This window comes from uncultured Aquimarina sp., assembly GCF_947496855.1.
In the GTDB taxonomy this organism is placed as follows: Bacteria; Bacteroidota; Bacteroidia; order Flavobacteriales; family Flavobacteriaceae; genus Aquimarina.
In genome coordinates this window covers 377,365-402,897 of sequence record NZ_CANMED010000002.1, presented here as the reverse complement: position 1 = coordinate 402,897, position 25,533 = coordinate 377,365, and the positions used below count along the sequence as shown (strand labels likewise).

Genomic DNA, 25,533 nt, shown 5'->3' with positions numbered 1-25,533 from the left:
ATTAAAAATTTAATCGTACTCCTAAGTTATAACTTGCTGTAATTGGAATTACTCCAATGTCCAGTCCTCTTCTTTGGATATTATTGCCTCCTACTTCCGGGTCTAGACCTGAATATTCTGTTAATGTTAATACGTTTTGAGCATTAGCGTATATGTTAAATGTCCCTAAACCTAATTTATCAGTAACATCAGTAGGCAACCTATAAGATACAACCACATTCGCTAACCGTATAAAAGAACCATCTTCAATATAAAAATCGGTATCAGGTCTAAAATTGGGATGCAGTGGTGATCGACCCCTAAATGTGGGAATGTTCGTATTTTCATTTACACCAGGAACAAACTGATATAGTAAATCTTGAGAACGTCTGTCATTGATGGCATTGGCTCTAGTAGCGTTATAGACTTCATTACCCACAGAGGCATACCAATTGGTATTGAAATACCAATTCTTATATGTAGCTGATAGATTTAAACCAATTTCAAAATCAGGTAAACCACTACCTCCATAAATACGGTCACCGTTATTTCGCAATTCTCCATTACCATCTGTGTCAATGTATCTTAAATCTCCAATTTCTGCAGTTGTGTTAAATTGGGTGTTGTATGTATCTACTTCAGTTTGGGTCCTTAACAAACCATCTGTCGGAAAAACCAGGAAAGAACCTGCTTCTCTGCCTACCTGAAGACCAATTACATTAGACCTACCATCATTAAAAACAGGAAATGTGTTAAATAATTGTTGATTAATATCTCCGTTTAATCGTATGATTTCGTTTTTGTTAGCGGCAAAAGTACCTAGTATATTCCATCGAATCTTCCCGGTTGTAGGTCTGTAGCGCAAGGAAGCTTCGAATCCACTGTTTTTCATATCACCAACGTTAAATGGAGTGAATCGCTGATTTGCAAAAAGATCTCCAGTAGTGATTCCTATAAAACTTGGCGTTACAGGTAAGTTAACTAGCAAATCTTTCTTATTTCCAGTGTAATAATCAAAAGTCAATTCCAACGTGTTTTTAAAAAAATTTGCGTCTACACCAAAATTACTTTGTGTACTTGTTTCCCATTTTAAATTGGAATTTCCATATCTTGTAACAGCTGCTCCTGGCGATACGATGCTACTACCAGATGAATCTTGAAATGCCGCATCAAAGCCTCCTAATAATACATTCTGAAATGAATAGGATTGAATTCTATCATTACCAGATGTCCCATAACTTGCTCTAAATTTTAGATTATTTACTACAGGTTTTATCTTTTTCCAAAATTTTTCTTCAGAAACATTCCATCCTACAGAGGCTGAAGGAAAAAACGCATATTGACTACCAGAAGCAAATTTATTAGAACCATCATATCTTCCACTAGCGCTTAATAAATATTTCCCATCGTAATTATATTGAAGACGACCAACACTACCTATTCGGCGATCTCTAAAATCTGGATTAATGAAAGGGGTTCCTCTAAGTAATAGACCATTAGAAGCGGCACCTGCTCCAATAGTTCCTTGAGAGAGATTTGTAGGGTTATCGAATAAAAGCCCTTGCGCGAATGTTCCTATTGAAGTGAAATTATCTTGTTCTATAGAGAATAATGCAAGTGCTTCTATTGCATGATTTCCAAAATCTTTAACATAGTTTAAACTACTATTCCAGTTTATCAGTATCCGTCTGCTTCTAGATTCGTATACAAAATTATCAAATTCCGTTTGTTGGGGATTTCCAGCTTGATCAAACGTTTGAAAAGGTGGTTGTGTTTGTGTTTCAAATTCATTAGTAACGACACCACTTGTAAGCATTTTAAATGTTAGATTAGGACTTATTTTGTATCCTATCTCAGAACTTGCGTCAAATCTATAACGCCCCAATTCTCTTACTCTAGTCAAAGCACCAAGAAGTTGATTGATATTGGATAAACGCTCATCATTGTCATCAATAATATTGTTTGAATTACCATCCACACGTTCTAAATATGGGAAAGCACGCTGAGCAAGAATTAATAAGTTGAAATTTGGTCGTTCTCTATCGTCCACAGTAAAACCAAAACTATTATTAAAAGACCAGCGACTTTTCTTTATTCTAAAACCACCTCTCAGATTATATCGTCTTAGTGAGGAATTGATTACATTACCTTCTTGATCAAAATAGCCTAAAGTGAAATTATAATTGGAATTTTCATTTCCTCCTGATATATTTAAATTCGCTCTTCTTAAAATTGCGTTATCGTTTTGTACTAAATCTCTAGGATCATTATCATTAAGTAAACTAAATCTATCCGAGCGAGCAGGTGAAAAAGGAGTGCCTCGAGACTGATCATTTAAATCAAAGAAAATTTGTTCATTAGTATTCATTAAAGCCGCTCTTCTTGTTATTTGTTGGATACCATTACTGTAATTAAATTCTATTTTGGTATTACCTTCTTTTCCCCTTCTTGTGGTAATTAAAATAACCCCCCCTGATGCTCTCACGCCATAAATAGAAGCAGAAGCTGCGTCTTTAAGGACGTCTATTGTTTCTATTTCATTAGGGTTTAATTGTGGGTCGCCAGATTGAGGTACACCATCTACTACAAATAAAGGGTCATTAGAACCAGTTAAAGAAGAAACACCTCTTATAAGAATACCTGAACCTTCTCCTGGTTCTCCACTGGCAGAAGTAACATTTAGCCCTGCAACCTGTCCTCTAAGTGCAGAGCTTACATCGGCAGTAATCACATTTTCAATTTCTTTAGCTTTTACTTGAGAAACAGCACCTGTAACTTCTTTTTTCGATTGAGTCCCGTAACCAATAACTATGATTTCATCTAAGCTGCTAGCTTCTAGTTCCATTCTAATATTCATTGTAGAATTTTTTACTTTTAATGATTGAGATTTAAGGCCCAAATAAGTAAAAATTAGTATGTCTCCTATACTAGCTTCTATTGCAAAGTTTCCATCAAAATTGGTGGATGTTCCTTTAGAGGTATCTTTAATTAAAACATTTATCCCAGGTATTGGTAAACCATCATCTTCTCCTGTAACAGTTCCATTCACAATAATAGTTTGCGAATAAACCGAGAAACTAAAAAATAGTGTAAAAAACACCTGCAGCCAAAACTTTAAATTTTGTGTTTTATGTATTCCGTTAATATATTTCATTTAATTACATTTTATTTTGTTATTCCCCATCATTAAATTTTTATTACTTTTTTTATTAAAACTTGATTATCTGCACTTATTCTCATCAGATAAATTCCTTTAGCAAAAGGAGAAATATCAATTTGTCGTTTGTTTATATTGGTTCCTTTAATTTTTTTGATAGCCTTACCGGTAAGTGTTAAAATGGTAATTTCTAAATCGGTAACGGTATTTTTAAAATTAAAGTTTATAGAGCCTTGAGAAGGATTTGGAAATATATTTAAATCGTTTTGTTCTTGTTCGTCAAAAGAAAGTGTCTGCTGGTTTAATATAATGTCCCCTGTATTACCAGCTACTGTATTATCGTTTTTCCACAAGTTATAAGGATTAGTTTCATTCGAATTCCAATTTGTAAAATCATTTATACTATTTCTTAATACTGCGATATTACCGTCTGAATTTCCTACATATACTCCAAAATTTTGATCATAAGGGTTGGCTACATCACCACCTGAGACATCAATGTCATATCCAATAAGTGCTACTGGAAGTTCACAATAAGCGTTTCCACCACCTACGGCCCAACCAGCAGATTGAATATTTGTGTTTTCTATTCCATTAGTATTGAGCCCAGTAATCCAAAGATTACTATTGTCATCAGGATGTGTCGATGAATCTCCTGCATATATTAAAACCGAATCTCCAACGGGAGATAAATCCCAATCGCCGTCAGTACCAAAGGTTTGTGTCGTATTTCCAACAGGGGTTTCTGCATTATTAATTACGCTGGTTACAATACCATCTCTTCCTAGTTTAAAAACAGTTCCGATACTATGCGCACTAGCAGCAGTCCAAGAAAAGACATCATCGATTCCAAAAGGATTTCCATTACCTGCTATATTAAACGAACCATCACTTTTCCAACTTCTGTTAGAAAAACTAATGGACGTTCCTGGTGTAATATCTTTTAGTATTATAAAAGCTAATTCTCCTATATTACCTTCATCTGCTTTATATCCGACTATAGCTATATCACCTGCAGTCAGCGAAGTTGGTATTGTAACATCTGATATAGTTATTTCTGCAGGAGTACTATTGAAAGTACCTGTAGATACGTTTGTTATTTCAATAATAACTGTTTCCATTTCTTCTGGAATCCCATCATCACTAGATATAATGGCTATATCTAAACTATTTGTACCTTCTAAAATCGTTACCGTTCCTGAAAGCGACATGTAATCGGAACCATCTGTAGTCGCTGTTCCACCTACTGAGTAACCAACAAGTATATCTTCATTTGCGTTAATTCCTGTTGGTAAACTTACCGTAAAGAGACCATTTGTTTGTCCTTCTACCGAATTAGTTGTCCCTTTAATATTAATCTCATCAGTTGATGAAATAAGCGGCATTCCGAAAAGTGCATCATATCTTGGTAAAGAACCATTGTTCCATAATGCTTGATGAGGATGTGGTCTGTTATGATCAAACCAACAAGGGTCTACATTTTGAAAATCAGAGACCCAAGCTACCGCTTGAGTAAGCATATTTTCAACTATTGTTTCTGCGTTTGGTAATGAACTTCTGATGTCCGTACTTTCTGCTAAATCTGTAGCTATGTTATATAGTTTCCAATCTTCAGTAGAAGAGCCATTACCCTTTTTAGTAATTTTGTAGTCTCCATTCATTATAGCAGCATTATGAAAACCATTTTGCGGTCGCATAACATATATAGATTCTCCAGAACGTGCATCTTGATTAGCTACAATATCGTTTAAGAGGGCTTTTCCTTCAAGTAATTTACCACTAGGAACTGCTGCGCCAGCTAATTCCAAAAATGATGGATATAAATCTATTGAAGATACTAAATGATCATAAGTTTGTCCAGTAGATATTTCATTAGGCCAGTGAAAAAACATTGGAACTCGGTGCCCTCCTTCGTCTACACTTCCTTTTCCTTGAGTTAAAGGGTAATTTACCGCTCCTGCTTGTCTGAGTTTACCTCCATTATCACTCATAAATACGATTAATGTGTTGTCTAAAATATTATTTGCTTCTAAAGCGTCTTTTACTAAACCAATACCCTCATCCATTATACTTACCATTGTAGCATATGTAAGGCGATCCTCAACTAATGATGCTCTGAATTCTGCCTCGGTACCCGTCCAATTGTTTGGGATTCTCGCATTTAGGATGTCAGGACTTGCCGCTACTACAGAACTAAATGTACTACCTGGGCTTCCATTTCCATTAGCAGCATCAAACATTGCAATTTTATCAGCAGGGGCTTGCAATGGTGTATGAGGAGCATTATAAGCCAGATACATGAAAAATGGATCAGTATTAGCTGCATTTGTATTTATGTAGTTAACAGCTTCCTCTGTTAATATATTTGTTAAATATTTATCATTATCAAATTCTGTTCGATCTACATAATTTTGATTCCTTAATAAAGGAACTCTATATTCATTGGTTACAGGGTTGCCATTATTTATACTGTTATAATATTGTGCTTCATAATCAGACTCAAAATATTGATGCCCCCCACCAAGCATTCCAAAAAAATAATCAAATCCTCTAGTATTTGGAATAAAGTTGTCAGAAACACCTAGATGCCATTTTCCAATAGCAGCTGTGTTGTAATTGTTTTCTTGTAAAACCTTACTAAAAAATTTTTCATTGGTCGATATCCCATTAGTGTCCTCCACGCTGTTAGGTAAGTTGTATTGTGCACAAATTCTATGTGGATATACACCCGTTAGTAAAGCTGCTCTGCTAGGTCCACAAAAAGGATGTGCTACGTGAGCATTTTTGGCAATCATACCATTATTAGCTAGAGCATCTAATTCTGGAGTTGGTATTATACCGTATTCTTCTGGAAAAGCTGTAGGCCTATTAAAACCTACATCCGTATAGCCTAAATCATCTGCAAAAATTAAAATAATATTGGGTCTTGTGTTTTCAGTTTGAGACCACATATATAGATTTGTAATCATAAAGATCAAAGTCAGGATTGATTTATTTTTTTTTGTAGTCATTATAATTCAAGTTTGAACGTTAAAAAAATCAGTTATGCATAAAAACTGTTCTGGGTGTTTATAAAATATAAAATGCGTTGACCTCAAATGTATGTGTAGATAGCGAAAACAATTAAGTTAATATTAACTTGAACCTGCACGATATTAACTTAATAGCTGTTTTTTTTAGTAATTCTTAAAAAAATGATGCGAAAAATTAGACAATTTGAAATATTCTTGTTTCAGGGTTAAAAAAAACGTACTTGTTGTCTAGTACGTTTTTCTGCTAATTCAGAGGTGTAATCTTTATAAAGTTAAAACTATAATTTTTTCATTTTTTCCCTCATTTTCTTTAACCAAGGCTGCATTTCTTTATAGGTCTTACCAGTAAGTATGGATAATTGATTATGAAAATTTATGCTGGCTTCTTTATTATTTTTTTTCATTTCTTCTTCAGAAATTCTTCCCGCTTTAAATGATTTATTGCTATCTCTATAAGCTTCAACCATTTTCATTCTTATTTTGGAAAGTTCAGATTTTTGTTTCTGATCTAAATCAAATTCTTTTGCTGCGGCTTCAACGTAATAAGTGTTTCGTTCTTGGTGATAATTTCCTTGCCCATAAGAAGTTGAAAACAATACGAACAACAATGAAGTAATAATAATCTTTTTCATGAATTTAAATATTAATAATTATTTTTTTTGCCAAACTCTAATGTATTCGATTTCGAAATCGACAATGCCATCATCTTTTTTGTCATCAGGACTTTTTGCTTCTAACTCTTCTTTAGTGGTAGGTATATCGTGCCATGGGAACGTTTCTTGATCAAGCCATAAACTAATAGGTTTGGTAGCGACATAGCCATTGTAATCATCTGGTAATTTTATTTTTTTTCTATTTTCTTTAGCCCACTTAGTTACTTCTTCCGAGGTCACTTCAGAAAAAAGTTTACCATCGATGTAATATTTGACACCTCCTTCATTCCATTCGACTCCCCATACATGAAAGTCATCTGCAACTCTAAATCCAACGTCTTTTTTTTCAGTATAAGAGGGTTTACCAGTTACAGGTTTCTCCCAATCTCTTATGGACCACCATAATTGACTATCCAAATGTGCTTTGTTAATTTTATTGGTACCACCATATAGTTCAAAAAAGTCAAATTCTAGTTTTTCCCCCATCGACCAAAATGCGCTAGAAACGGGCGCATCAGCAGCTTTACTTTTTATTTCTATATACCCATATTTAAATTCTCTTCTTCCTATTATGCAGGCGGTCGTTATGTTTTGATACGGTAAAGGATCACCAAAAACTGGTTTTCTTATTTCATCACTAAATGGGAAATCTGGTTCCCATCGTGTTTCGAGTATTAACTTTCCATCACTTAATCGATAATTTTTACCGGAAAATTGAGATGGAGCCCTTCCTTTCCAGACATTTTTATTCGGTTTATCGGGATGTTTGTAAAAGGGCTTACCATTTTTAAATTTTCCAACGATATACCATTTATCTTCATCCATTGCCGATGAATCAAACTCGTCACTAATTTCTTGGTTCAATTTCCACTTTCCCTTATTTTTTGGGTCAGATAAAGGAAGAACAACTGCTCCATTATTTTCTTCTGGAATTGGGCTCTGAGAAATGAAACTTTTCTTACCGATACAAGACAGTAAGAATGTGAAATTAAAAAGAAGAAAATAACGATAAATAACAAAAGTTTTATTCATTCTATTTACTAAAAGTGATTAAGATTAAAAGCAAATTTCTAGATTAAAAACATAATGATGTTGTCAAAAATTATCATTTATTAAGTTCAGATTACCTTTATTTGATGAATTGACATTTTAAAAGGTAATATAAAGTGATTATGAGATAAATATTGTCTTTTTTTCTTTGTGGGTATTCCTGTTCTTTGAGTTTGTATCTGTTTAGAATAGCAAATTGAAATTTGTCGCCGTTCAAGCATATACTGTTAATACTTTAATAATTGATAATTAATATTTTGATATTATATGATGAATTCATCTTTTTCTTGGGAGCTTTACAATAAAGCACCAATAGTTGGTATTGTAAGAGGATTGCCAATAGATATTGTGGAAAAAATAGTTGAAACATACCTTCGTGCGGAACTATTTACTATTGAGATTACAATGAACACACCTAACTTTTCTGATATAATAAAAAAACTCAGAAAAGATTTTCCAAACCTTAATGTTGGGGCAGGAACAGTTTGTACAATGAAAGATTTGCATAATGCTTTGGATGCGGGATCTCAATTTATAGTTACACCAATCGTTGATGTTCAGGTAATAGAGTACTGTGTTTCTAAAGGTATTCCAATTTTCCCAGGAGCTTTTACTCCTTCAGAAATATATAAGGCCTGGTCGTTAGGGGCTACTGGTGTAAAAGTTTTTCCTGCTACGCAGTTAGGGGTGCAGTACATTAAGGATGTTTTGGCTCCTTTGGATATGATTAAATTAGTGCCAACTGGGGGAGTTAACAAAGATAATATAGCGGCATTTTTTGAAGCTGGTGCTGTAGGAGTTGGTATGGGAAGTTCACTTTTTAACAAAGATTTAATCAATTCTAATGATTTTGAGGGGCTTTTGAATCATTTCAAGAAAATAAAGAGTAAAATCGGATCTTTTTTAAATAATTGAAGTAATAAAACTAAAAAAACAACATAAATAATTGATAATCAATTGTTTGTTATTGTTTTGTTCTCTTTTGATTTAGGGATATTAATTAATAAATACTTGTCTGGTTAGTATATCGTTAATTACTTGTTAAATAATTATCAAATTTATTTTTTTATATTTGACAACTGTGAAACTTGTAATAAAAAATAGCGATACACTAAAAGATAAACGTCTTAGTGTTGTAGAAAAACTTGATCCTTGCTTAGATTCTGTTTGGCATTATCATTCGGAGTTTGAACTTTTGTATATATCAAGTAGTTTCGGAATTCGTTTTGTTGGAGATAATGTTTCACCTTTTAGTCCTGGAGATTTAGTGTTGGTAGGTTCCTATCTTCCACATTTGTGGCGAAATGATATGGCATATTATAATGATGAAGAAAATGAAGAAATTAGAAAAGTAAAAACAATTGTAACTAAGTTCACTAAAGATTTTATAGGTGAAGATACTTTTAGTAATCCTGAGTTTTCCGAAATAGATAGACTTCTTAATGAATCAAAATATGGGATTAGTTTTGGTGGCGAGGTAAGTTCAGAGCTACATAAAGATTTACTTGAATTACCAAATTTATCACGCCCTGAACAAAGTATTCAGTTATTAAATATTCTTTACCAACTGTCTAAAACTGACAATAAAGTTTTTCTGTCCTCCACAGATATGAGACAGTTTACTAAGAAGCATTCCTATAGAATAGATGCGGTTATAAAGTATATTTCAGATAATTATGCTGTTGATATGACATTAAACGATGTGGCTGAAGTCGCTTGTATGACTACGAATTCATTTTGTAGATTTTTTAAAAAAATGACAAACAAGTCGTTTACTCAGTTTTTGAATGAAGTTCGCATACGTAATGCCTCCAGAATGCTTGTTCAGGAGAATGTTTCTGTATCAACTGTTTGCTATGCGGTAGGGTATAATTCCATAACTAATTTTAACAAACAGTTTAAGCAGATAATGGGAGCCACTCCTAAAGACTACCGATTATCAATTTAACAAATTAGAAAATATTTTAAGGTAAAATTGAGTTATTAAATGATAATTTAATTGATCTTTTTATGTTAATTATCCAGTTATTTTATTAAAAATTTATCAGGTATTTAATTTAATTCAAAAATTATTTTAAAAACGTGATACTACAATCAATAAAATAACTCGCTTTTTATGGGAAATCCACATTTTTTTAAGAAAAAAAAATCCACGTTTAGAATAAAAATCCCAAAACCAAAGGTGAAAATAATTTCACTGTTTTTTGTTGTGTTTTGCTGTTTTGCAAATTTTACTTTTGCATCTAATATTGTTAGGGATTACAAAAACAAAAAAGAATTACAAGAAATTCTTATATCTGGTATTGTATCCGGCCCTAATGGGCCTATACCAGGAGTTAATATTTTAGTAAAAGGAACTACCGTAGGAACACAGACTGATTTTGATGGAAATTATAGTATTAGAGTGCAGGATAATAATGCTGTACTAATATTTTCTTATGTAGGGTTTACGACTCAAGAAATAGGTGTAGGTAGCAATAGTATAATTAATGTTACTTTAGAAGAGGATGCTGGATTATTGGATGAAATTGTTGTTGTAGGGTATGGAAATAAAAAAAGAGGTGAAGTTACTGGTTCTATAAGTACCCTTAGAGCAGAAGAAATAGAAAATACTTCGAACAGAGAGATAGCTAAATCTTTAGCTGGTAGAGTAACAGGTTTGATTGTTTCCGATAGAGGGGGGTTACCAGGGTCTAACAATGATGTTACCTTATTAATTAGAGGGCAAGCAACATTGGGCAATAACGCACCCTTAATTTTGATAGATGGTATCCCAGCTGGAATTGGTACATTTAATCAATTATCGCCTCAAGATATCGAAAACGTTAGTATTTTAAAAGATGGTGCGGCGGCTGTTTACGGTAATAGAGCTGCTAATGGAGTTATATTGGTAACTACAAAAAGAGGTAAATCTGGTAAACTTAGAATCAATGCTTCTACTTCTTATACTGTTTCTACATTCTCATCAAAACCTAGTTTAACGAGTTCTGAGCAATATGCGATTTATGAAAATGAAATAGCAGATAGATTAGGTAATGCGTTACCATTTACAGAATCAGACATACAGAATTTTGCATCTGGATCAGATCCATTAAATTTCCCAAATACCAACTGGTTTGAGGGTACTTTTGCTACTACAGCTCCAGAAAGTAGGAATTCAATTTCTATTTCTGGAGGAGGGAAAAAAGCTAACTATTTTGTGAGTTTGGATAATTTGCAAAGAGAAGGTTTATTCGCTTCTGGAGATACAGATTTTAAGCAAAACCAAATTAGATCAAATATAGATTTAAACATTACTGATAATTTAAAGTTTAGTGTAGATTTATCTGGTAGATTTGCAAAAAATAGAGCTCCAGGAGTTCCTGTAAGTTTTATTTATAAACATATTTATGCAAACCTTCCTACGGAAATTGATGTGTATCCAAATGGATTACCTGCTAGAGGAGGAGAAAATGGTGCAAACCCCATAATAATGTCTAGTAGAATAGCTGGATTTAATGATAATAACGTTAATGATCTTAGAGGAAGATTGGCTATTGATTGGAAGTTAGATCGCTTAACAGAAGGTTTAAGTTTTAATGCGTATGCAGGACTTAGAAGAACTTTGACTACCCAGAGAGATTTTTATAATCCATGGATCTATTATGTTTTAAATCAAGGTGCAAATGAGTTTGAAGAAAATATTGGTTTTTCCCAGCAAGGATCAGTTAATATTTTAAGGAACACTTCTTTTGAGTTTGATGAAACTTTACTGAATGCTTCTTTACGTTATAAGCGCAAATTCGCAAATGCTCATTCCGTTAATGCATTGGCAGCTTTTGAACAAATTACGACGGAGACAAGCACATTTTTTGCACAAGCTAATAATTTACCAACGGATCAATTACCTTTCTTGTTTGCAGGAGATCCTGAAACAGCCATAAATGGAGGAACTGCTTCTGAATTGGCTCTTTTAAGTTATTTTGGGACTTTATCTTATGATTATGATAAGAGGTATTTCATAGATTTAATGTTAAGAAGGGATGGCTCTAGTAGATTTGGTCCTGGTAAGCGATTTGGTACTTTCTATAGTGTCGGTGGTAATTGGGCAATAGGTAACGAAAAATTTATGGAAAATGTCTCTTGGTTAAACGCATTGAACATCAAAGGGTCTTATTCTGTGCTAGGTAATGATAGAATTGCACCTTTCGGATTCCTTTCCCAATTTAGTTTTGGTAACAATAATCCTGGTGTCCCAAGACCTAATTATTACGTTTTTGGAGAGTCTGGAGCGGTATTTAATGGTTTTAGAACAAATGGTCCTGCAAATCCTGATGTTACCTGGGAAACTGCAGAGACGGGAAATATTGCTATAGTATTTTCACTATTCAATAATAGATTATCAGGAGAAGTGAATTTTTATAGGCAAAGAAGATCAGATATCTTAGTGAATAATCAAGGGCAAATCCCTGACTTTTCAGGTTTAGAAAACTTACCTCCAGAAAATCTTGGGATTGTTGATAGTGAAGGTATAGAAATTACGCTAGGGTGGTCAGATAAGATTGGAAATGTTGGGTACAATTTAGGTTTTAATTTAACGCAAGCTCAAAATGAAGTGGTGTTTTTACCTCAGCCAGAAAACCTTCCAGAAAGACAAGATATAACAGGTTTTAGTATTGGTTCTTATGTTGTGGCGCCTACAAATGGAATTTTTTCTAATCAAACACAAGTAGATGATGCTCCAGCAACAATAGCTGGTACTGTAGAAGGGGAGCCGTTTTATCGAGATATTAATGAAGATGGTGTTATAGATAATCAAGATTGGATTAGAATAAATTCTTCTAATATTCCAGAAATTCAATATGGTATTACAGCTGGTGTAAACTATAAAAATGTTAATTTGAATCTTTTGTTTCAAGGACAAGCCAAAGCACAAGCCTTAGTTTTCTTTGATCAGTTAGGGTCTAAACCTGAACAGATTTTTACAGATAGATGGACCCCAAATAATAGGGGAGCTAGATACCCAAGAGCATTTGGTTTAAATGATCAGTATAGTGGAGCTCAGGATAATAATAATTCTGTGTTTGCTGATTTGTGGTACCATGATGCATCTTTTTTAAGGTTAAAAGAAGTAGAAATTGGGTATACATTATCAAAAGAGAAAACAACCTTTGCAGATATAAAACTTTTTGCTAGAGGTTTTAATTTATTAACCATGTTTTCAGAAATACAGGATCTTGGTCTAGATCCAGAAGCAACGGGGTATAATAATTTTAGAGACTCCACGTATCCGTCGTTAAAGTCATATACGTTTGGTATGAATATTACTTTTTAAAAAAACAAAATTATGAAACAGTTAAAAAAAATTTTCTTTTTCATTGTTGCTATTGTGTTAGCAACAAGTTGTGAAGACGTTTTAGAAACACAAGATTTAAGTGCTTTTTCAGAAGACACTGTTTATAGCACTCCGGATCTTTTAGAAGGAGTTGTTTTTTCTGCCTATAATAGTACAGAAGGTTGGGGTTTTAATAAATCGATTTGGTGGTCAAGAAGATATAATATTGAAGCAGGCTCTTTTGAAGCCAAATTTAATTTTAGAGATTTGGATAGATTACGTTTAAGGGGTAATGGTTGGACAGCACAAAATGCGGGAGATTTTAGAGATAAATGGAGAGATAATTTTCGTTTTATTAATGAGATCAATCAATTTATGGACAATGTAGATGATAGTGAAGCTATGGCATTAGATCCAGATAGGGTAATTTCTTTAAAAGCGGAAATGAAGTTTTTGAGAGCTAATATTTACACTAAAATGATAAAAATGTTTGGAGGTGTTCCCATTTTTACTACTGCATTTGGATTAGATTCTGATTTTGATGTTCAGAGAAATTCGTATGAGGAATGTGTGGATTTTATAGTTAAAGAATTAGACGAAGCGGCAGCAGCCTTACCTGAAACTAGATCGGCTGAAGAGTTTGGTAGAGCAACTAAATTAGCAGCTTTGGCCGTAAAAAGTAGAACATTGCTTTTTGCTGCGAGTGTATTACACGATCCTTCTACAGAACCAAGTGGGCCTTTGTATGATTATCCCAAAGATTCCAAATGGAAAGATGCGGCAGATGCCGCTCAAGAAGTAATAGATATTGTTGGCGCTAGAGATTTAATTGCTACATCTAATGCGGAAGCATATAGGAATTTGTTTCTATCAGTTAATAACGATATCATATTTGCGAGACCTTATGGAGGTGATTTGTATGATTTTGGATTAGATGCCAATTCATTAATCGATCAAACACAATCTCCTTCAGGTTTTGGTGGTTGGGGTATCTCTTCACCAACGCACAATTTTGCCTTAGAGTTCAATATGGCAGATGGAACTACTACAGATGGTTCAAGTTATGACCCTGTGAATCCAAATGATAATAGAGAAATGAGGTATTATGCGAATTTGAATTTTCAAGGGGCAGAATTTAGAGGTCGTTCTGTTGATTATGCTTTATGTCCTTCTGACCCAACGCTACATGGTTTAGATTCTCCTGCAGGTTCCACCGTTGGTAGTCCAGGAAATGATTTACATTCTTCAAAAACTGGTTATAATATTAGAAAATTTCATAATGAAAATTTATCATCTATAAATGAAACTACTGCTGGTAGACCGTATGTTTTATATCGTTTAGCGGAAATTTACCTAAATTATGCAGAAGCCCAGTATCAACTTGGTCAAGAAGGTATTGCTAGAGATTTTCTAAATAAAGTGTCTAGCCGAGCGCTTCAGCCATTAATTACTGAGGGTGGATCAGATCTTTTAGCAGCTATTAAAAGAGAAAGAAGAATTGAGTTAGCTTTTGAAGGGCATAACTTTTGGGATGAAAGAAGATGGATGAATACAGAAAATTTAGGTTTTGATATTAAAGGTTTAAAATGGGAGAAAGATGGCACGGGTAATTTGAGCCATACAGAAGAAACTGTTGTTACAAGACCTTGGTTTGATAGGCAATATTATGTGCCTATTCCTAATGATGAAATATTAAAGGCACCTTCATTATTACAAAATGTAGGGTATTAAAATGTTGATATTACTAGGTCATTTATCGTTTTATTGAAAAAAAATCATCTCGGTAAATTCAAAAAAACTAAAAGTACTTTTAGTTTAATATATTTATTTATTAGCCTTTTTAATGAAGTTTTTTTGTTACATAACAAAAAAACTTCATTGATTTTAATTCATAATTTGGTAAAAGAGCTATTCTGTTTGTTTTACTTTTGAAGGTGCTAAACTTGTAATGAGTAAGGTAAGTTCGATAAAAGAAAACCTTACAAGTTCGAGTTTTTTATTATCACAAAAGTTTGTTTAAATAATCATTTTCTGACAGCAACATGATGTCAATTTTTATTGTTTTTTTTAAATAACAATAAAATAGATTATATAAAATGACGTTGCTCTCTAGCGTTTTTAAGAATGATGATAATAACTTAAGGCATAGAAATTATTATAAACCTATTTTCTTGTATTTGATTTTTTTATATAACCTAATAATATAAACTGAATCTTCTTTTTTATATGGATAAAGGTAAATGAGTGTTATTAAATGATAACTTTTATAGATTGTGATTTCTGTTTACAAAGTATTTTTGCTTTTTTGAATGTATACTATGAGAAAAATACAAACATTTCTTTTTGTAGCCTTATTATCGGGAATAGTTAAGGCTCAGAATAAACCCAATATCATTTTTTTATTTGCTGATGATGCCGGTTACGCGGATTTTGGATTTCATGGAAGTGAAGTGATGAAAACACCAAATCTTGATAAACTTGCAAGACAAGGTGTGAAATTTACACAAGGTTATGTTACTGATGCGACTTGTGGTCCATCTAGAGCAGGCTTAATTACTGGTAAGTACCAACAGCGTTTCGGTTATCAGGAAATTAATGTACCAAACTATATGAGTAAAAACTCAAAGTTTTTGGGTGATGATATGGGGCTACCACTGGATCAAAAAACGATAGCAGATTATTTAAAAAAGCTTGGATATACAAACGCAGTTTACGGCAAGTGGCATTTAGGCAATGCCGACCGTTTCCATCCTTTAAAAAGAGGCTTTGATGAATTTTATGGCTTTAGAGGTGGAGCTCGAAGTTATTTTGGGTACGATAATTTTGAAGGAGTTCATCACGATAATAAAATGGAACGAAATTTCGGAAATTTTGAAGAACCTAAACAGTATGCAACGGATGCATTTGCTGATGAAGCAGTTTCATTTATTGAGAGGAATAAAAACAAACCATTTTTTGTTTATTTAGCTTTTAATGCGGTGCATACACCAATGCACGCTACTGAAGAAGATCTAAAACAGTTTCCTAAACTAAAAGGCAAACGTAAAGAAGTAGCTGCAATGACATTAGCACTTGATAGAGCTTGCGGTAAAGTATTGGACAAGTTAAAAGAATTAGGGTTAGAAGAAAATACTATTATTGTGTTTTCTAATGATAATGGTGGTCCAACGGATAAAAACGCATCACTGAATTTACCATTAAGCGGAACCAAATCAAACCATTTAGAAGGTGGTTTAAGAGTCCCTTTTTTAATCAAATGGCCTGAAAAATTGAAGGCAGGTAAAATATATGATTATCCTGTAAGTACTTTTGATTTACTACCTACATTCTATGCTGCAGCTGGTGGAAATACAAAAGATTTAAAAGATATAGATGGTGTAGATTTAATACCTTTTGTAAATAAATTAAGCAAAGAAAGACCACACGAAGATTTATATTGGAAAAAAGAAGCACGTGCTGTTTACAGACATAATGATTGGAAATTAATTCGTTTTGCAGACAGACCTGCAGAATTGTACGATGTATCTACTGATGTAACCGAAGAAAATAACTTAGCAGCAAAATATCCTGAACGTGTAAAAAACATGTTTAAAAAACTCTTTGAATGGGAATTAACTCAAGAACGACCTCTATGGATGCTTCAACAACGTTTTGAAAAATACGATATAGACAGGATGGATCGTTATAGAACTCCAAAATTAGTAAAAGAAGAAATGGAAAAATATAATAAGAATTAAGTTCTAATAAGATATGTAAACTTGAAACTGATTATCATAAATGATATGTGAAATTTCCTATTCTTAGCTGTGTTTTACTTTACAATGATCACTTATGTAGGTTGTAAAGCATAAGATCAACCAAGAAATAAGAAAACACAAAACAAGTTGAAGTAATACCTTTTCAGATCTAGAAAACAAGGGTAATTGGATATCCCAGCAGCAGTGTAGCGACCAACAAAAAAATGATCAATCATATTTCAATCAGGAAAAACTAACAATTAATAAATAATAAAATTCTCAAAATAAAAGATAATAATTATATGAGCACAGGTTCAAATATTCATAATAAAGCCATAACAAATACTTCTAACAGTCCATACGTAAAACTGAAGAGTATCAATTTTGGTGATTGCAAATGGAGTTCAGGATTTTGGTCTGAAAAAGTAAAAGTAGCAGAAGAACGCATGTTACCTTATATGGGTGATTTATTATGTGGTGATATTGGTCATGGGCTTAATAATTTTAAAATAGCAGCTGGAGAAAAAGAGGGCGTGCACAAAGGATTCTACTGGCATGATGGGGACTTTTTTAAGTTTATGGAAGCCAAGATGTATATTTATGGACAAACTAAGGATACCTCTATTCTAAAAGAACTGGACGAGTATATTGAGATAATCGAAAAAGCTCAGGAAGAAGACGGTTATATACATACGCATATACAAATTACGGAAGGTGCAGATCGATTTGAGAATAGGAAATACCATGAAATGTATAATTTTGGTCATCTTTTTATTTCAGCATCTGTACACAATCGTATTACAGGACAGCATAATTTTTTGGACATAGCAATCAAGCAAGCCGATTTGTTATATACTTATTTTATGCCAGATACAAAGCATTACCAACGCTTTGGCTTTAATCAAACTCAAATTATGGGTCTGGTAGAATTATATAGAACAGTAAAAGACAAGAAATACCTAAAGCTTGCCGAAAAGTTCATCAATAGACGAGGTACGTTTGAGATAAAACACGATTCTACAACTGTTGGTTATCCTATTGGTGATATGGTACAAGAACGTACTCCTTTTAGAGAATCTGAAGAAGCTGTTGGTCACGCTGTGTTAGCTTTGTATTATTATGCGGGAGCAGCTGATGTCTATGCAGAAACTGGAGAAAAAGAACTCATTGATGCTTTGGATAAACTTTGGGAAAACGTTACTGGTAAAAAAATGTACGTGACCGGTGCCGTTGGTCAAGCCCACTATGGAGCTTCGACAAGCTTGGATATGATAGAAGAAGGCTTCATCGATGCCTATATGATGCCTAATATGACGGCTTATAACGAAACTTGTGCAAATCTTTGTAATGCTATGTTTAGTAGTCGTATGATGGGGCTTAAAGGAGAATCTAGATATGCGGATATTATTGAGTTAGTTCTATATAATAGTGGATTGTCTGGCATTAGCTTAGAAGGTAAAGATTATTTTTATTCTAATCCATTACGAATGGTAAATAACTCTAGAGATTATGGAGCAAACGATAATGCTACAGAAAGCCCCGTAAGAGAGTCTTATTTAGAATGTTTTTGTTGCCCACCCAATTTGGTGCGTACCATATGTAAAACTTCAGGATGGGCTTATAATTTGTCTGAGAATGGAGTAGCTGTAGTGTTATTCGGAGGAAATAATTTAAACACTACTATGTTAGATGGTTCTGCGTTAAAATTATCTCAAGACACTGAATATCCTTGGAAAGGGTTTGTTAAAATAACAGTGGATGCGTGTAAAAACGATGCTTTTGATATTCAAATTCGGATTCCAAAATGGGCAGTTGGTAGTATGTTAAAAGTAAATGGAGAAGATGCAAATGTTACGATAAATCCTGGAACGTTTGCAACCATTAATAGAATCTGGAGAGCTGGTGATATTATCACTTTGGATATGCCGATGGAGATAAAACGCCTAGAAGGTCATAACAGAATCGAAGAAACTAGAAATCAGATCGCTATAAAAAGAGGGCCTATTGTATATTGTTTAGAAACACCTGATTTACCTAAAAACACATCCATTCTTAATGCTTACATAAACGGAGGTGCTCAATTAGAAGCAATACATAAACCTGACTTCTTAGAAGGAGTTACTGTTATTGAAACAGAATTGTTATTAAGAGAAGATAGAAACCAAGATATGTATCAGGAAATTTCAAAACCAGTTTTCAAAACTCATAAAACACAACTTGTACCGTATTACTCTTGGAGCAATAGAGGTCAAGCGGAAATGACGGTATTTATTCCCGTTTTATGGAATAATTAAAATAATGAAAAGTAAGTTAATAGCAATAGCGATATGTTTAACACTGTCCTTATCGATACAAGGACAACATTTACTTGAACTACCTAAAAATATAAAACCAGAGGATCGTATTTGTTTTGCATTATATACGGTTCATGAAAACACGGTAAAACTCAATGCACAGTTCTATCCTATAAAAAATTTTGAACCTTTTGAAGCTTACTTAGAAATTCAAGAAAATGAAAAGTGGATAATCAAAGATACAGCAGCAATTCAGTATCCTGGTTACACAGCGCTCTTTAGATTAGAGAATTGGGATGATACTAAAGAAAAAAAATACCGAGTCGTACATAATGACAAGGCGTTTTATGAAGGAATTATTCGAAAAAATCCAATTCATAAAGATGAGTTTGTTTTAGCTGCTTTAACCTGTAATTCGATATATCCAGAGCATGGGGGTGATATTCCTAGAACGGATATTATAGATAACATTAAAAAAATACAGCCAGATTTACTGTTTTTCTCTGGTGACCAAGTTTACGACCATAGCCAGCATTATCTATACTGGTTAAAATTTGGAAGAGATTTTGGAGACGTTATCAGAAATACACCAACAATATGTATTGTTGACGATCATGACGTTGGTCAAGGCAATATTTGGGGTAATGGCGGTATAAAAAGTGAAGATAGAAGAGGGGTTTTAGGAGGTTATTACATGCCTGTGGAGTATATAAAAGAAGTAGAAAGAGCACAAACAAGCCACTTGCCAGACCCTTACGACCCAACACCTATTGCGCAAGGTATTGGTGTTTATTATACAGACTTAAATTGGGGAGGTATAAGCTTTGCCATTCTTGAGGATAGAAAATTTAAATCAGGACCAGGAAGAATTTTCAAACATAAAGGAAAAGTCATCGATGCTATTTTTGACCCAAAAGTCAACACTAAAGATTTTGACGACCCTAAAGCGTTCTTATTAGGTGAAAGACAACTTCAGTTTTTAGGTGATTGGACGACGGATTGGAAAAATGCCGAAATGAAAACGGTGCTATCGCAAACCATTTTTGCTATGGCAAACAATTATACAGGTAAGCACAATAGAGAAATTTTCGCTGATTTTGATTCTAACGGATGGCCACAAAGTGGAAGAAATAGGGCACTAAAAGCAATACGAAAAAGTTTTTCGCCTATGATTGGGGGAGACCAGCATTTGGGTAGTCTATTACACCATGGTGTTGATGATTGGAATGATGCAGGATATTCGTTTTGTACGCCAGCTATCGCTAATTATTGGTTGCGTTGGTGGGATCCAAAAGAAGCAGGGGCTAATTCAGTAAAAGGAGAACCAGGCTATACAGGAGAATTTTTAGATGGCTTTCAAAATAAGATTACAGTCAAAGCAGTTGCAAATCCTTCGTTAGAAGAAATTAACCAAGGTGGTAAACTGTCTACCAGAGTTGCCGGTTTTGGATTAGTCAAATACAATAAACCAGACAGAACCATCACTTTTGAATGTTGGCCAAGAAACATAGATATCACAAATCCAAAAAGCAAACAATATAAAGGTTGGCCAATTACAATTTCGCAATTTGATAATTTTAATCCTAGAAATTATTTCGAACTGCCTACATTCCAATTATCAAAAGACAACCAAGTTGTAACTGTAAGAAACAACACAACTGGAGAATTAGAATCCTCTGTTAGAACTAAAGGTAAGTTGTATCAACCAAAAACTCTTAAATCTGGTTCTTACAAAATCGAAATAGGCGAAAATGATGCTGAAAAAAAATATTTTGAAGTATTCGCAACAAAAAAGAATAAGAAAAAAATAACTGTAGAGTTTTGAAATAATATCATGAATTATATAAAGTATATTAAAAATACATCATTGTTGTTTATTATTTCAGTGTTTTGTTTAAGTTCTGGTTTTAGTCAAACTAATATCTTTACTGAAGTTGATGAAGAATTCCCCCGTCAAGATAAAAACTTAAGAAAATGGGATGCTCCAGTTGTAGCGGATTTAGACCAAGATGGTTATCAGGACTTATTGATTAATGATCATGGATTTGGAGTTCAAGTACAATGGAATAACAATGGGAAATTTGCAAAGCCGTACGATATTATCATGGGAGATCTACATGGTATTTCTGTTGGTGATATTGATAAGGACGGTAATTTAGAAGTAATTATGTCCCGTGGGGGAGGCTCTGGAAGTAATGCTAGGAATTCAAAATTATATCGTGTTACTAGAGATAGAAAATTTATTGAGCTGGACGATTTTGATGAGCCACTAGCTATGATGCGTGGTAGAACAGTTGCTTTTATTGATGGGGATAATGATGGGGATCTGGACTTACTTAATTTTGCATTTCCAGATTCAGCTAAAAAAGGTGAAAGCGAAAATTATATTTATAAAAATAATGGTAAAGGCGAATTAACCCTGCACTCGATGTTGCCTGCTAGTAAAGCAAATGGACAAAAAACATTGATTACCGATTTTAATGGAGATACTATTTTTGATATTATTCTTTATGGCGAAGGTGTTATAAAAGCCTATCAAGGGAATGGTGATTTAACTTACAAAGATGTTTCGAAAAAAATATTTCCAAGAGATATAGAGGGAGTAAGTGGAATTACGGAAATTGATTTTGATAACGACGGGGATTTCGATATATATATAACAAGAGGGCAAGAATTCGAAAAAGGTGAATCTTTTTATGATGAGGAAACAAAGACATTTGGTTTTTTTACAAAAAGAGGGGAATTTCAGCTTGAAGATATAGAAATTGGTGATGTTCTAAATTTAGAAAATTTTCAATCTCAATGGCCCAATAACAATACTTATTTTATAGGAGAAGCTTCGTATGATTATCAATTTAAAGGAGAAACTCATTCAGGAAAAAATATAAGACTTGTTAATAGTGATGCATTAGGTTTTCCTGACAATGCCAATTATAAAGAAAAAAAAGGATGGTATATCGGGTATGTTGGTAACAAGAAATGGCGAATAGCTGGTTTTCTCTGGGCACCTGCTACGGGAATTGTACATGGTGTTTCATCTTACCCCAAAACAAAGAACCCGGAAGGATTAAATGATATTCTACTAGAAAATATAGGAAATAAGTTTAAAGACATCACAAAAGAATTTGGTTTGTCAAAAAAAGAACACAATATGGCTGCAAGTGTAGCTGATTTTGATAACAATGGATTTCAAGATTTATTAGTGGTTAGACGAGGTGATTTGATTCACGCTAATGAATCCACAATTTATCTAAATGAAGGAAGGTCTGGATTTAAGAAACTTCATGGTCACAATGTGATCTCTACAGAATTAGGTGCAATAGGAATGGCGGTTGAAACTTTGGATTATAATCAAGATGGAAAAGTAGATGTAATTATAGGAAACGAACGTGGATTATGGCATTTGTTTAAAAATCAATCAGTAAATAAGTTGAATGGTTATTTAACTGTTAAAGTCGGAAATTCTAAATCTGGCGTATCTGCATTGGGTGCAACAGTTGAAGTGAAATCTTGTAAAAATAATCAAATACAACGTGTAGGTGCTACAGGTGCTCAGTATTCTTTAAGCAATAATACATTGGTACATTTCGGTTTAGGAAATTGCTTTTCAGCAGAAGTAAAAGTCATCTGGACCAATGGAGAAACTGAAACAAAAACTGTTTCAACAATTAATAAAATAATAAAAATAGGGAACTAATTAAAACTAAGAATATATGAGTTCATTCAAAAAAAATGCGTACACCTATTCAATCATTGTAGCATTAGGAGGTTTCGTGTTTGGTTTAGACGCTGCTTTGATTTCTGGGGCGTTTAAATTTATTACGGCAGAATTTAATCTGAATGATTGGCAGGTTGGGGCTCTCGGGTTTGGACCTGGAATTGGAGTTTTAGTTGCTTTGCCATTAGCAGCATGGGCAAGCAATAAATATGGTCGTAAATCTACATTGAAAATTATAGCAGCTTTATATCTTGTTTCAGCACTAGGATCTGCGTTCGCTCCCTCGTTTATCACATTGTTAATAGCACGTTTTTTAGGCGGACTAGCATTTAGTTCTATTACATTGGCAGCAATGTATATAGGTGAAATTGCACCTGCCAATTGGCGTGGTAAATTAGTGTCCATGACGCAAATAAATATTGTAATTGGTTTAACAGCGGCTTATTTTATAAACTATTGGTTACTGACCGTTACAAACAGTGATGCAGAATGGATTCACAGTTTAGGTATAAAACAGCACACATGGAGATGGATGTTGGGGATTGAAATTGTACCAGCATTAATTTGGTTTGGTTTACTGTATCTGGTCCCTCGAAGCCCTGCTTGGTTAGTTTATAAAGATAAGTTAGATGAAGCAAAACTGACATTAAGTAAAGTAATGCCTGAAGATGAAATTGATACACATATTTCTGAAATGCAGCAAAGTGTAACAGAAAGTAATCAAAACAATTCAGTAGGCTCTCAGTTAAAAGAAATATTTAGCTCAAAAATGACCATAATTGTTATTGTTGCTTTAACCATGTCATTGGTACAGCAATTTACGGGTATTAATGCAGTTTTAACCTACGCGCCAACAGTAATGGAACAATTAGGCTTAGGAGAGCAGGCAGCATTTCAACAAGCTATTTGGATTGGCTTAGTAAGTATTTTGTTTACAGTTTTATCAATTATTTTAATCGATAAAGTTGGCAGGCGCCCAATGATGATTTGGGGATTAGTTTGGGTTGTTTTAAGCTTAGGAATTTGTGCTTATGGTTTTGGTGCAGCTAAATATGAGTTAACTGATGTAGCTATTGCGGAGATGAGTGATATTCCTGAAGTAACAAAACTCACAACATTAGTTGGTAAACAGTTTGAAACCGATATTGAATTTAAAGAAGCCATAAAAGGTATTATGGGAGATATTTCAGCAAGAGATAATTCAAGTGTGTTTTTGCAAAAATCCGCAGTACTCAATGCTACTTTAATTCTTATTGGAATTTTGAGTTTTATTGCAGCGTTTCATTTTTCGGTCGGGCCAATAATGTGGGTATTGTTATCTGAGATCTTCCCAATTTCTTTACGTGGAATTGCTATTCCTTTTTTTGCCTTAATATCAAGTACGATTAGTGCACTGACACAATTCTTTTTTCCATGGCAACTTGCCAATATGGGAGCAAGTAGCATCTTTTTGTTTTATGCAGGAATCGTTTTTGTTGGCTTATTAATACTCGTCAAGTTTTTACCAGAAACTAAAAATCTTACGATCGAAGAAATTCAAGCAAAATTGAAAAAAAAATAAATGTTTAATAAAAACAAGTAATTATGAAAATAAATAATAAGACACAATTATGGCTTTTAGTTTTATTGATCATAATTGTCAATATTTCATGTTCAAATAATGATGAATCTAATTCAGATGTTGAAGAAATTGATCCTGACGATACTGATAATCCAGTTGATAATCCTAATTTTCCACTATCAGATCAAGATAATACAGGGAATTGGGTTCTTAATTCAGAAATAAGTGACGAATTTGATACAGGTTCATTAGACGAAGATAAATGGCAAATCCAAGGAAAAGATGGAGTGTATAAGTCTAATTTTGTGGGTAGGCATCCTTCTCAGTTTTCACCTAATAATGCTATCGTAGAAGATGGTAAGCTTAAAATTTTGACAAAATGGGAACCCGATTTTCCTTTTTCTGATGCGACACGAGAACAATGTGGAGAAACCTATAGCTATGAAAATATTACAACAGCTGCGGTAATTAGTAGAAAACAATTTCAATACGGTTATATGGAAATACGTTCTAAATCAGCTAAGGCAAGAATAACTAGCTCATTCTGGACGACAGGTTTTCAATCAGAGTTAGATATGTTTGAAATGTTTGGTGATCCTAAACCAGGAGAAACTAGTCTTGACTGGCAGAAAAGATTAAAATTTAATATGATAAGTTGGAATCCAGACAATCCGTATTATTTACCTGATGGAAATGGCCCGGCACATACTAGAAATATTCAAGCAGAAAATAATACTGCTGATGATTTTCACGTGTATGGTTTTGAGTGGACAGCTGATTTTATAAAAGTGTATATCGATGGTGAGTTACATCCACTCGGAACAATTTTAAAATCTCAGGTTACTAATAATGGAGCAGATCCAGATCGATGGGTTACAGATGTGGCTTATTGGATTTGGTTTGATTCCGAAACGTTTTGTTTTTTGGGATTACCAGAAGCAGCAGATTTACCAGTGGCTTACGAAATCGATTATGTACGAATTTGGCAAAATAACTAATCATTTAGAAACAGATCTGCCGTTAAAAATATTTCTATAT

General features: G+C 33.5%; 14 protein-coding genes. 10 read left to right on the top strand and 4 right to left on the bottom strand.

Going from position 1 to position 25,533, the window contains the following annotated elements:
• Position 1: 1 nt before the first annotated feature.
• From Q0921_RS07760 to Q0921_RS07745, 4 genes are all read right to left on the bottom strand, one after another.
• Positions 2-3,133, bottom strand: a complete 3,132-nt coding sequence (locus Q0921_RS07760; protein WP_299255670.1) for a TonB-dependent receptor — start codon at positions 3,131-3,133, stop codon at positions 2-4.
• Positions 3,134-3,165: 32 nt separating this feature from the next.
• Complete coding sequence (locus Q0921_RS07755) at positions 3,166-6,147, bottom strand: sulfatase-like hydrolase/transferase (protein WP_299255668.1); 2,982 nt, start codon at positions 6,145-6,147, stop codon at positions 3,166-3,168.
• 299 nt (positions 6,148-6,446) lie between these two features.
• Positions 6,447-6,800 (bottom strand): hypothetical protein, encoded by a 354-nt coding sequence (locus Q0921_RS07750; protein ID WP_299255666.1) that lies wholly within the window; start codon positions 6,798-6,800, stop codon positions 6,447-6,449.
• An 18-nt stretch (positions 6,801-6,818) separates the two neighbouring features.
• Positions 6,819-7,853 carry a family 16 glycosylhydrolase gene (locus tag Q0921_RS07745; RefSeq protein WP_299255664.1) on the bottom strand — a complete coding sequence of 345 codons (1,035 nt, stop codon included), beginning with the start codon at positions 7,851-7,853 and terminating at the stop codon, positions 6,819-6,821.
• A 285-nt stretch (positions 7,854-8,138) separates the two neighbouring features.
• Here Q0921_RS07745 and Q0921_RS07740 point away from each other — a divergent pair, with 285 nt between their 5' ends.
• The 10 genes from Q0921_RS07740 (at position 8,139) to Q0921_RS07695 (ending at position 25,493) form a co-directional block, all read left to right on the top strand.
• Positions 8,139-8,786, top strand: coding sequence for a bifunctional 4-hydroxy-2-oxoglutarate aldolase/2-dehydro-3-deoxy-phosphogluconate aldolase (locus tag Q0921_RS07740; RefSeq protein ID WP_299255662.1), 648 nt, complete (start codon positions 8,139-8,141; stop codon positions 8,784-8,786).
• Positions 8,787-8,952: 166 nt separating this feature from the next.
• Positions 8,953-9,819, top strand: a complete 867-nt coding sequence (locus tag Q0921_RS07735) for an AraC family transcriptional regulator (RefSeq protein WP_299255660.1) — start codon at positions 8,953-8,955, stop codon at positions 9,817-9,819.
• Positions 9,820-10,053: 234 nt separating this feature from the next.
• Entirely contained in the window at positions 10,054-13,185 is a 3,132-nt protein-coding gene (locus Q0921_RS07730) for a TonB-dependent receptor (protein ID WP_299255658.1), read from the top strand.
• 12 nt (positions 13,186-13,197) lie between these two features.
• The gene (locus Q0921_RS07725; RefSeq protein ID WP_299255656.1) at positions 13,198-14,916 is read left to right on the top strand and encodes a RagB/SusD family nutrient uptake outer membrane protein; all 1,719 of its coding nucleotides are present in this window, start codon (positions 13,198-13,200) and stop codon (positions 14,914-14,916) included.
• Positions 14,917-15,503: 587 nt separating this feature from the next.
• The gene (locus Q0921_RS07720) at positions 15,504-16,922 is read left to right on the top strand and encodes a sulfatase-like hydrolase/transferase (protein ID WP_299255654.1); all 1,419 of its coding nucleotides are present in this window, start codon (positions 15,504-15,506) and stop codon (positions 16,920-16,922) included.
• 302 nt (positions 16,923-17,224) lie between these two features.
• The gene (locus Q0921_RS07715; RefSeq protein WP_299255652.1) at positions 17,225-19,216 is read left to right on the top strand and encodes a beta-L-arabinofuranosidase domain-containing protein; all 1,992 of its coding nucleotides are present in this window, start codon (positions 17,225-17,227) and stop codon (positions 19,214-19,216) included.
• Positions 19,217-19,220: 4 nt separating this feature from the next.
• On the top strand, positions 19,221-21,041 hold the full coding sequence (locus Q0921_RS07710) for an alkaline phosphatase D family protein (protein WP_299255650.1): 1,821 nt from the start codon (positions 19,221-19,223) through the stop codon (positions 21,039-21,041).
• A gap of 9 nt (positions 21,042-21,050) precedes the next feature.
• Positions 21,051-22,913: a CRTAC1 family protein gene (locus Q0921_RS07705; protein WP_299255648.1), complete on the top strand. Its 1,863-nt coding sequence runs from the start codon at positions 21,051-21,053 to the stop codon at positions 22,911-22,913.
• A gap of 16 nt (positions 22,914-22,929) precedes the next feature.
• Complete coding sequence (locus tag Q0921_RS07700) at positions 22,930-24,495, top strand: MFS transporter (RefSeq protein WP_299255646.1); 1,566 nt, start codon at positions 22,930-22,932, stop codon at positions 24,493-24,495.
• A 23-nt stretch (positions 24,496-24,518) separates the two neighbouring features.
• The gene (locus tag Q0921_RS07695) at positions 24,519-25,493 is read left to right on the top strand and encodes a family 16 glycosylhydrolase (protein WP_299255644.1); all 975 of its coding nucleotides are present in this window, start codon (positions 24,519-24,521) and stop codon (positions 25,491-25,493) included.
• The last annotated feature ends 40 nt before the right edge of the window (positions 25,494-25,533 follow it).

Bases quoted from the DNA above. Each gene is read 5' to 3' on its own strand.
- Q0921_RS07760 (WP_299255670.1), bottom strand. From the start codon at position 3,133: ATGAAATATATTAACGGAATACATAAAACACAAAATTTAAAGTTTTGG.
- Q0921_RS07755 (WP_299255668.1), bottom strand. From the start codon at position 6,147: ATGACTACAAAAAAAAATAAATCAATCCTGACTTTGATCTTTATGATT.
- Q0921_RS07750 (WP_299255666.1), bottom strand. From the start codon at position 6,800: ATGAAAAAGATTATTATTACTTCATTGTTGTTCGTATTGTTTTCAACT.
- Q0921_RS07745 (WP_299255664.1), bottom strand. From the start codon at position 7,853: ATGAATAAAACTTTTGTTATTTATCGTTATTTTCTTCTTTTTAATTTC.
- Q0921_RS07740 (WP_299255662.1), top strand. From the start codon at position 8,139: ATGATGAATTCATCTTTTTCTTGGGAGCTTTACAATAAAGCACCAATA.
- Q0921_RS07725 (WP_299255656.1), top strand. From the start codon at position 13,198: ATGAAACAGTTAAAAAAAATTTTCTTTTTCATTGTTGCTATTGTGTTA.
- Q0921_RS07720 (WP_299255654.1), top strand. From the start codon at position 15,504: ATGAGAAAAATACAAACATTTCTTTTTGTAGCCTTATTATCGGGAATA.
- Q0921_RS07715 (WP_299255652.1), top strand. From the start codon at position 17,225: ATGAGCACAGGTTCAAATATTCATAATAAAGCCATAACAAATACTTCT.
- Q0921_RS07710 (WP_299255650.1), top strand. From the start codon at position 19,221: ATGAAAAGTAAGTTAATAGCAATAGCGATATGTTTAACACTGTCCTTA.
- Q0921_RS07705 (WP_299255648.1), top strand. From the start codon at position 21,051: ATGAATTATATAAAGTATATTAAAAATACATCATTGTTGTTTATTATT.
- Q0921_RS07700 (WP_299255646.1), top strand. From the start codon at position 22,930: ATGAGTTCATTCAAAAAAAATGCGTACACCTATTCAATCATTGTAGCA.
- Q0921_RS07695 (WP_299255644.1), top strand. From the start codon at position 24,519: ATGAAAATAAATAATAAGACACAATTATGGCTTTTAGTTTTATTGATC.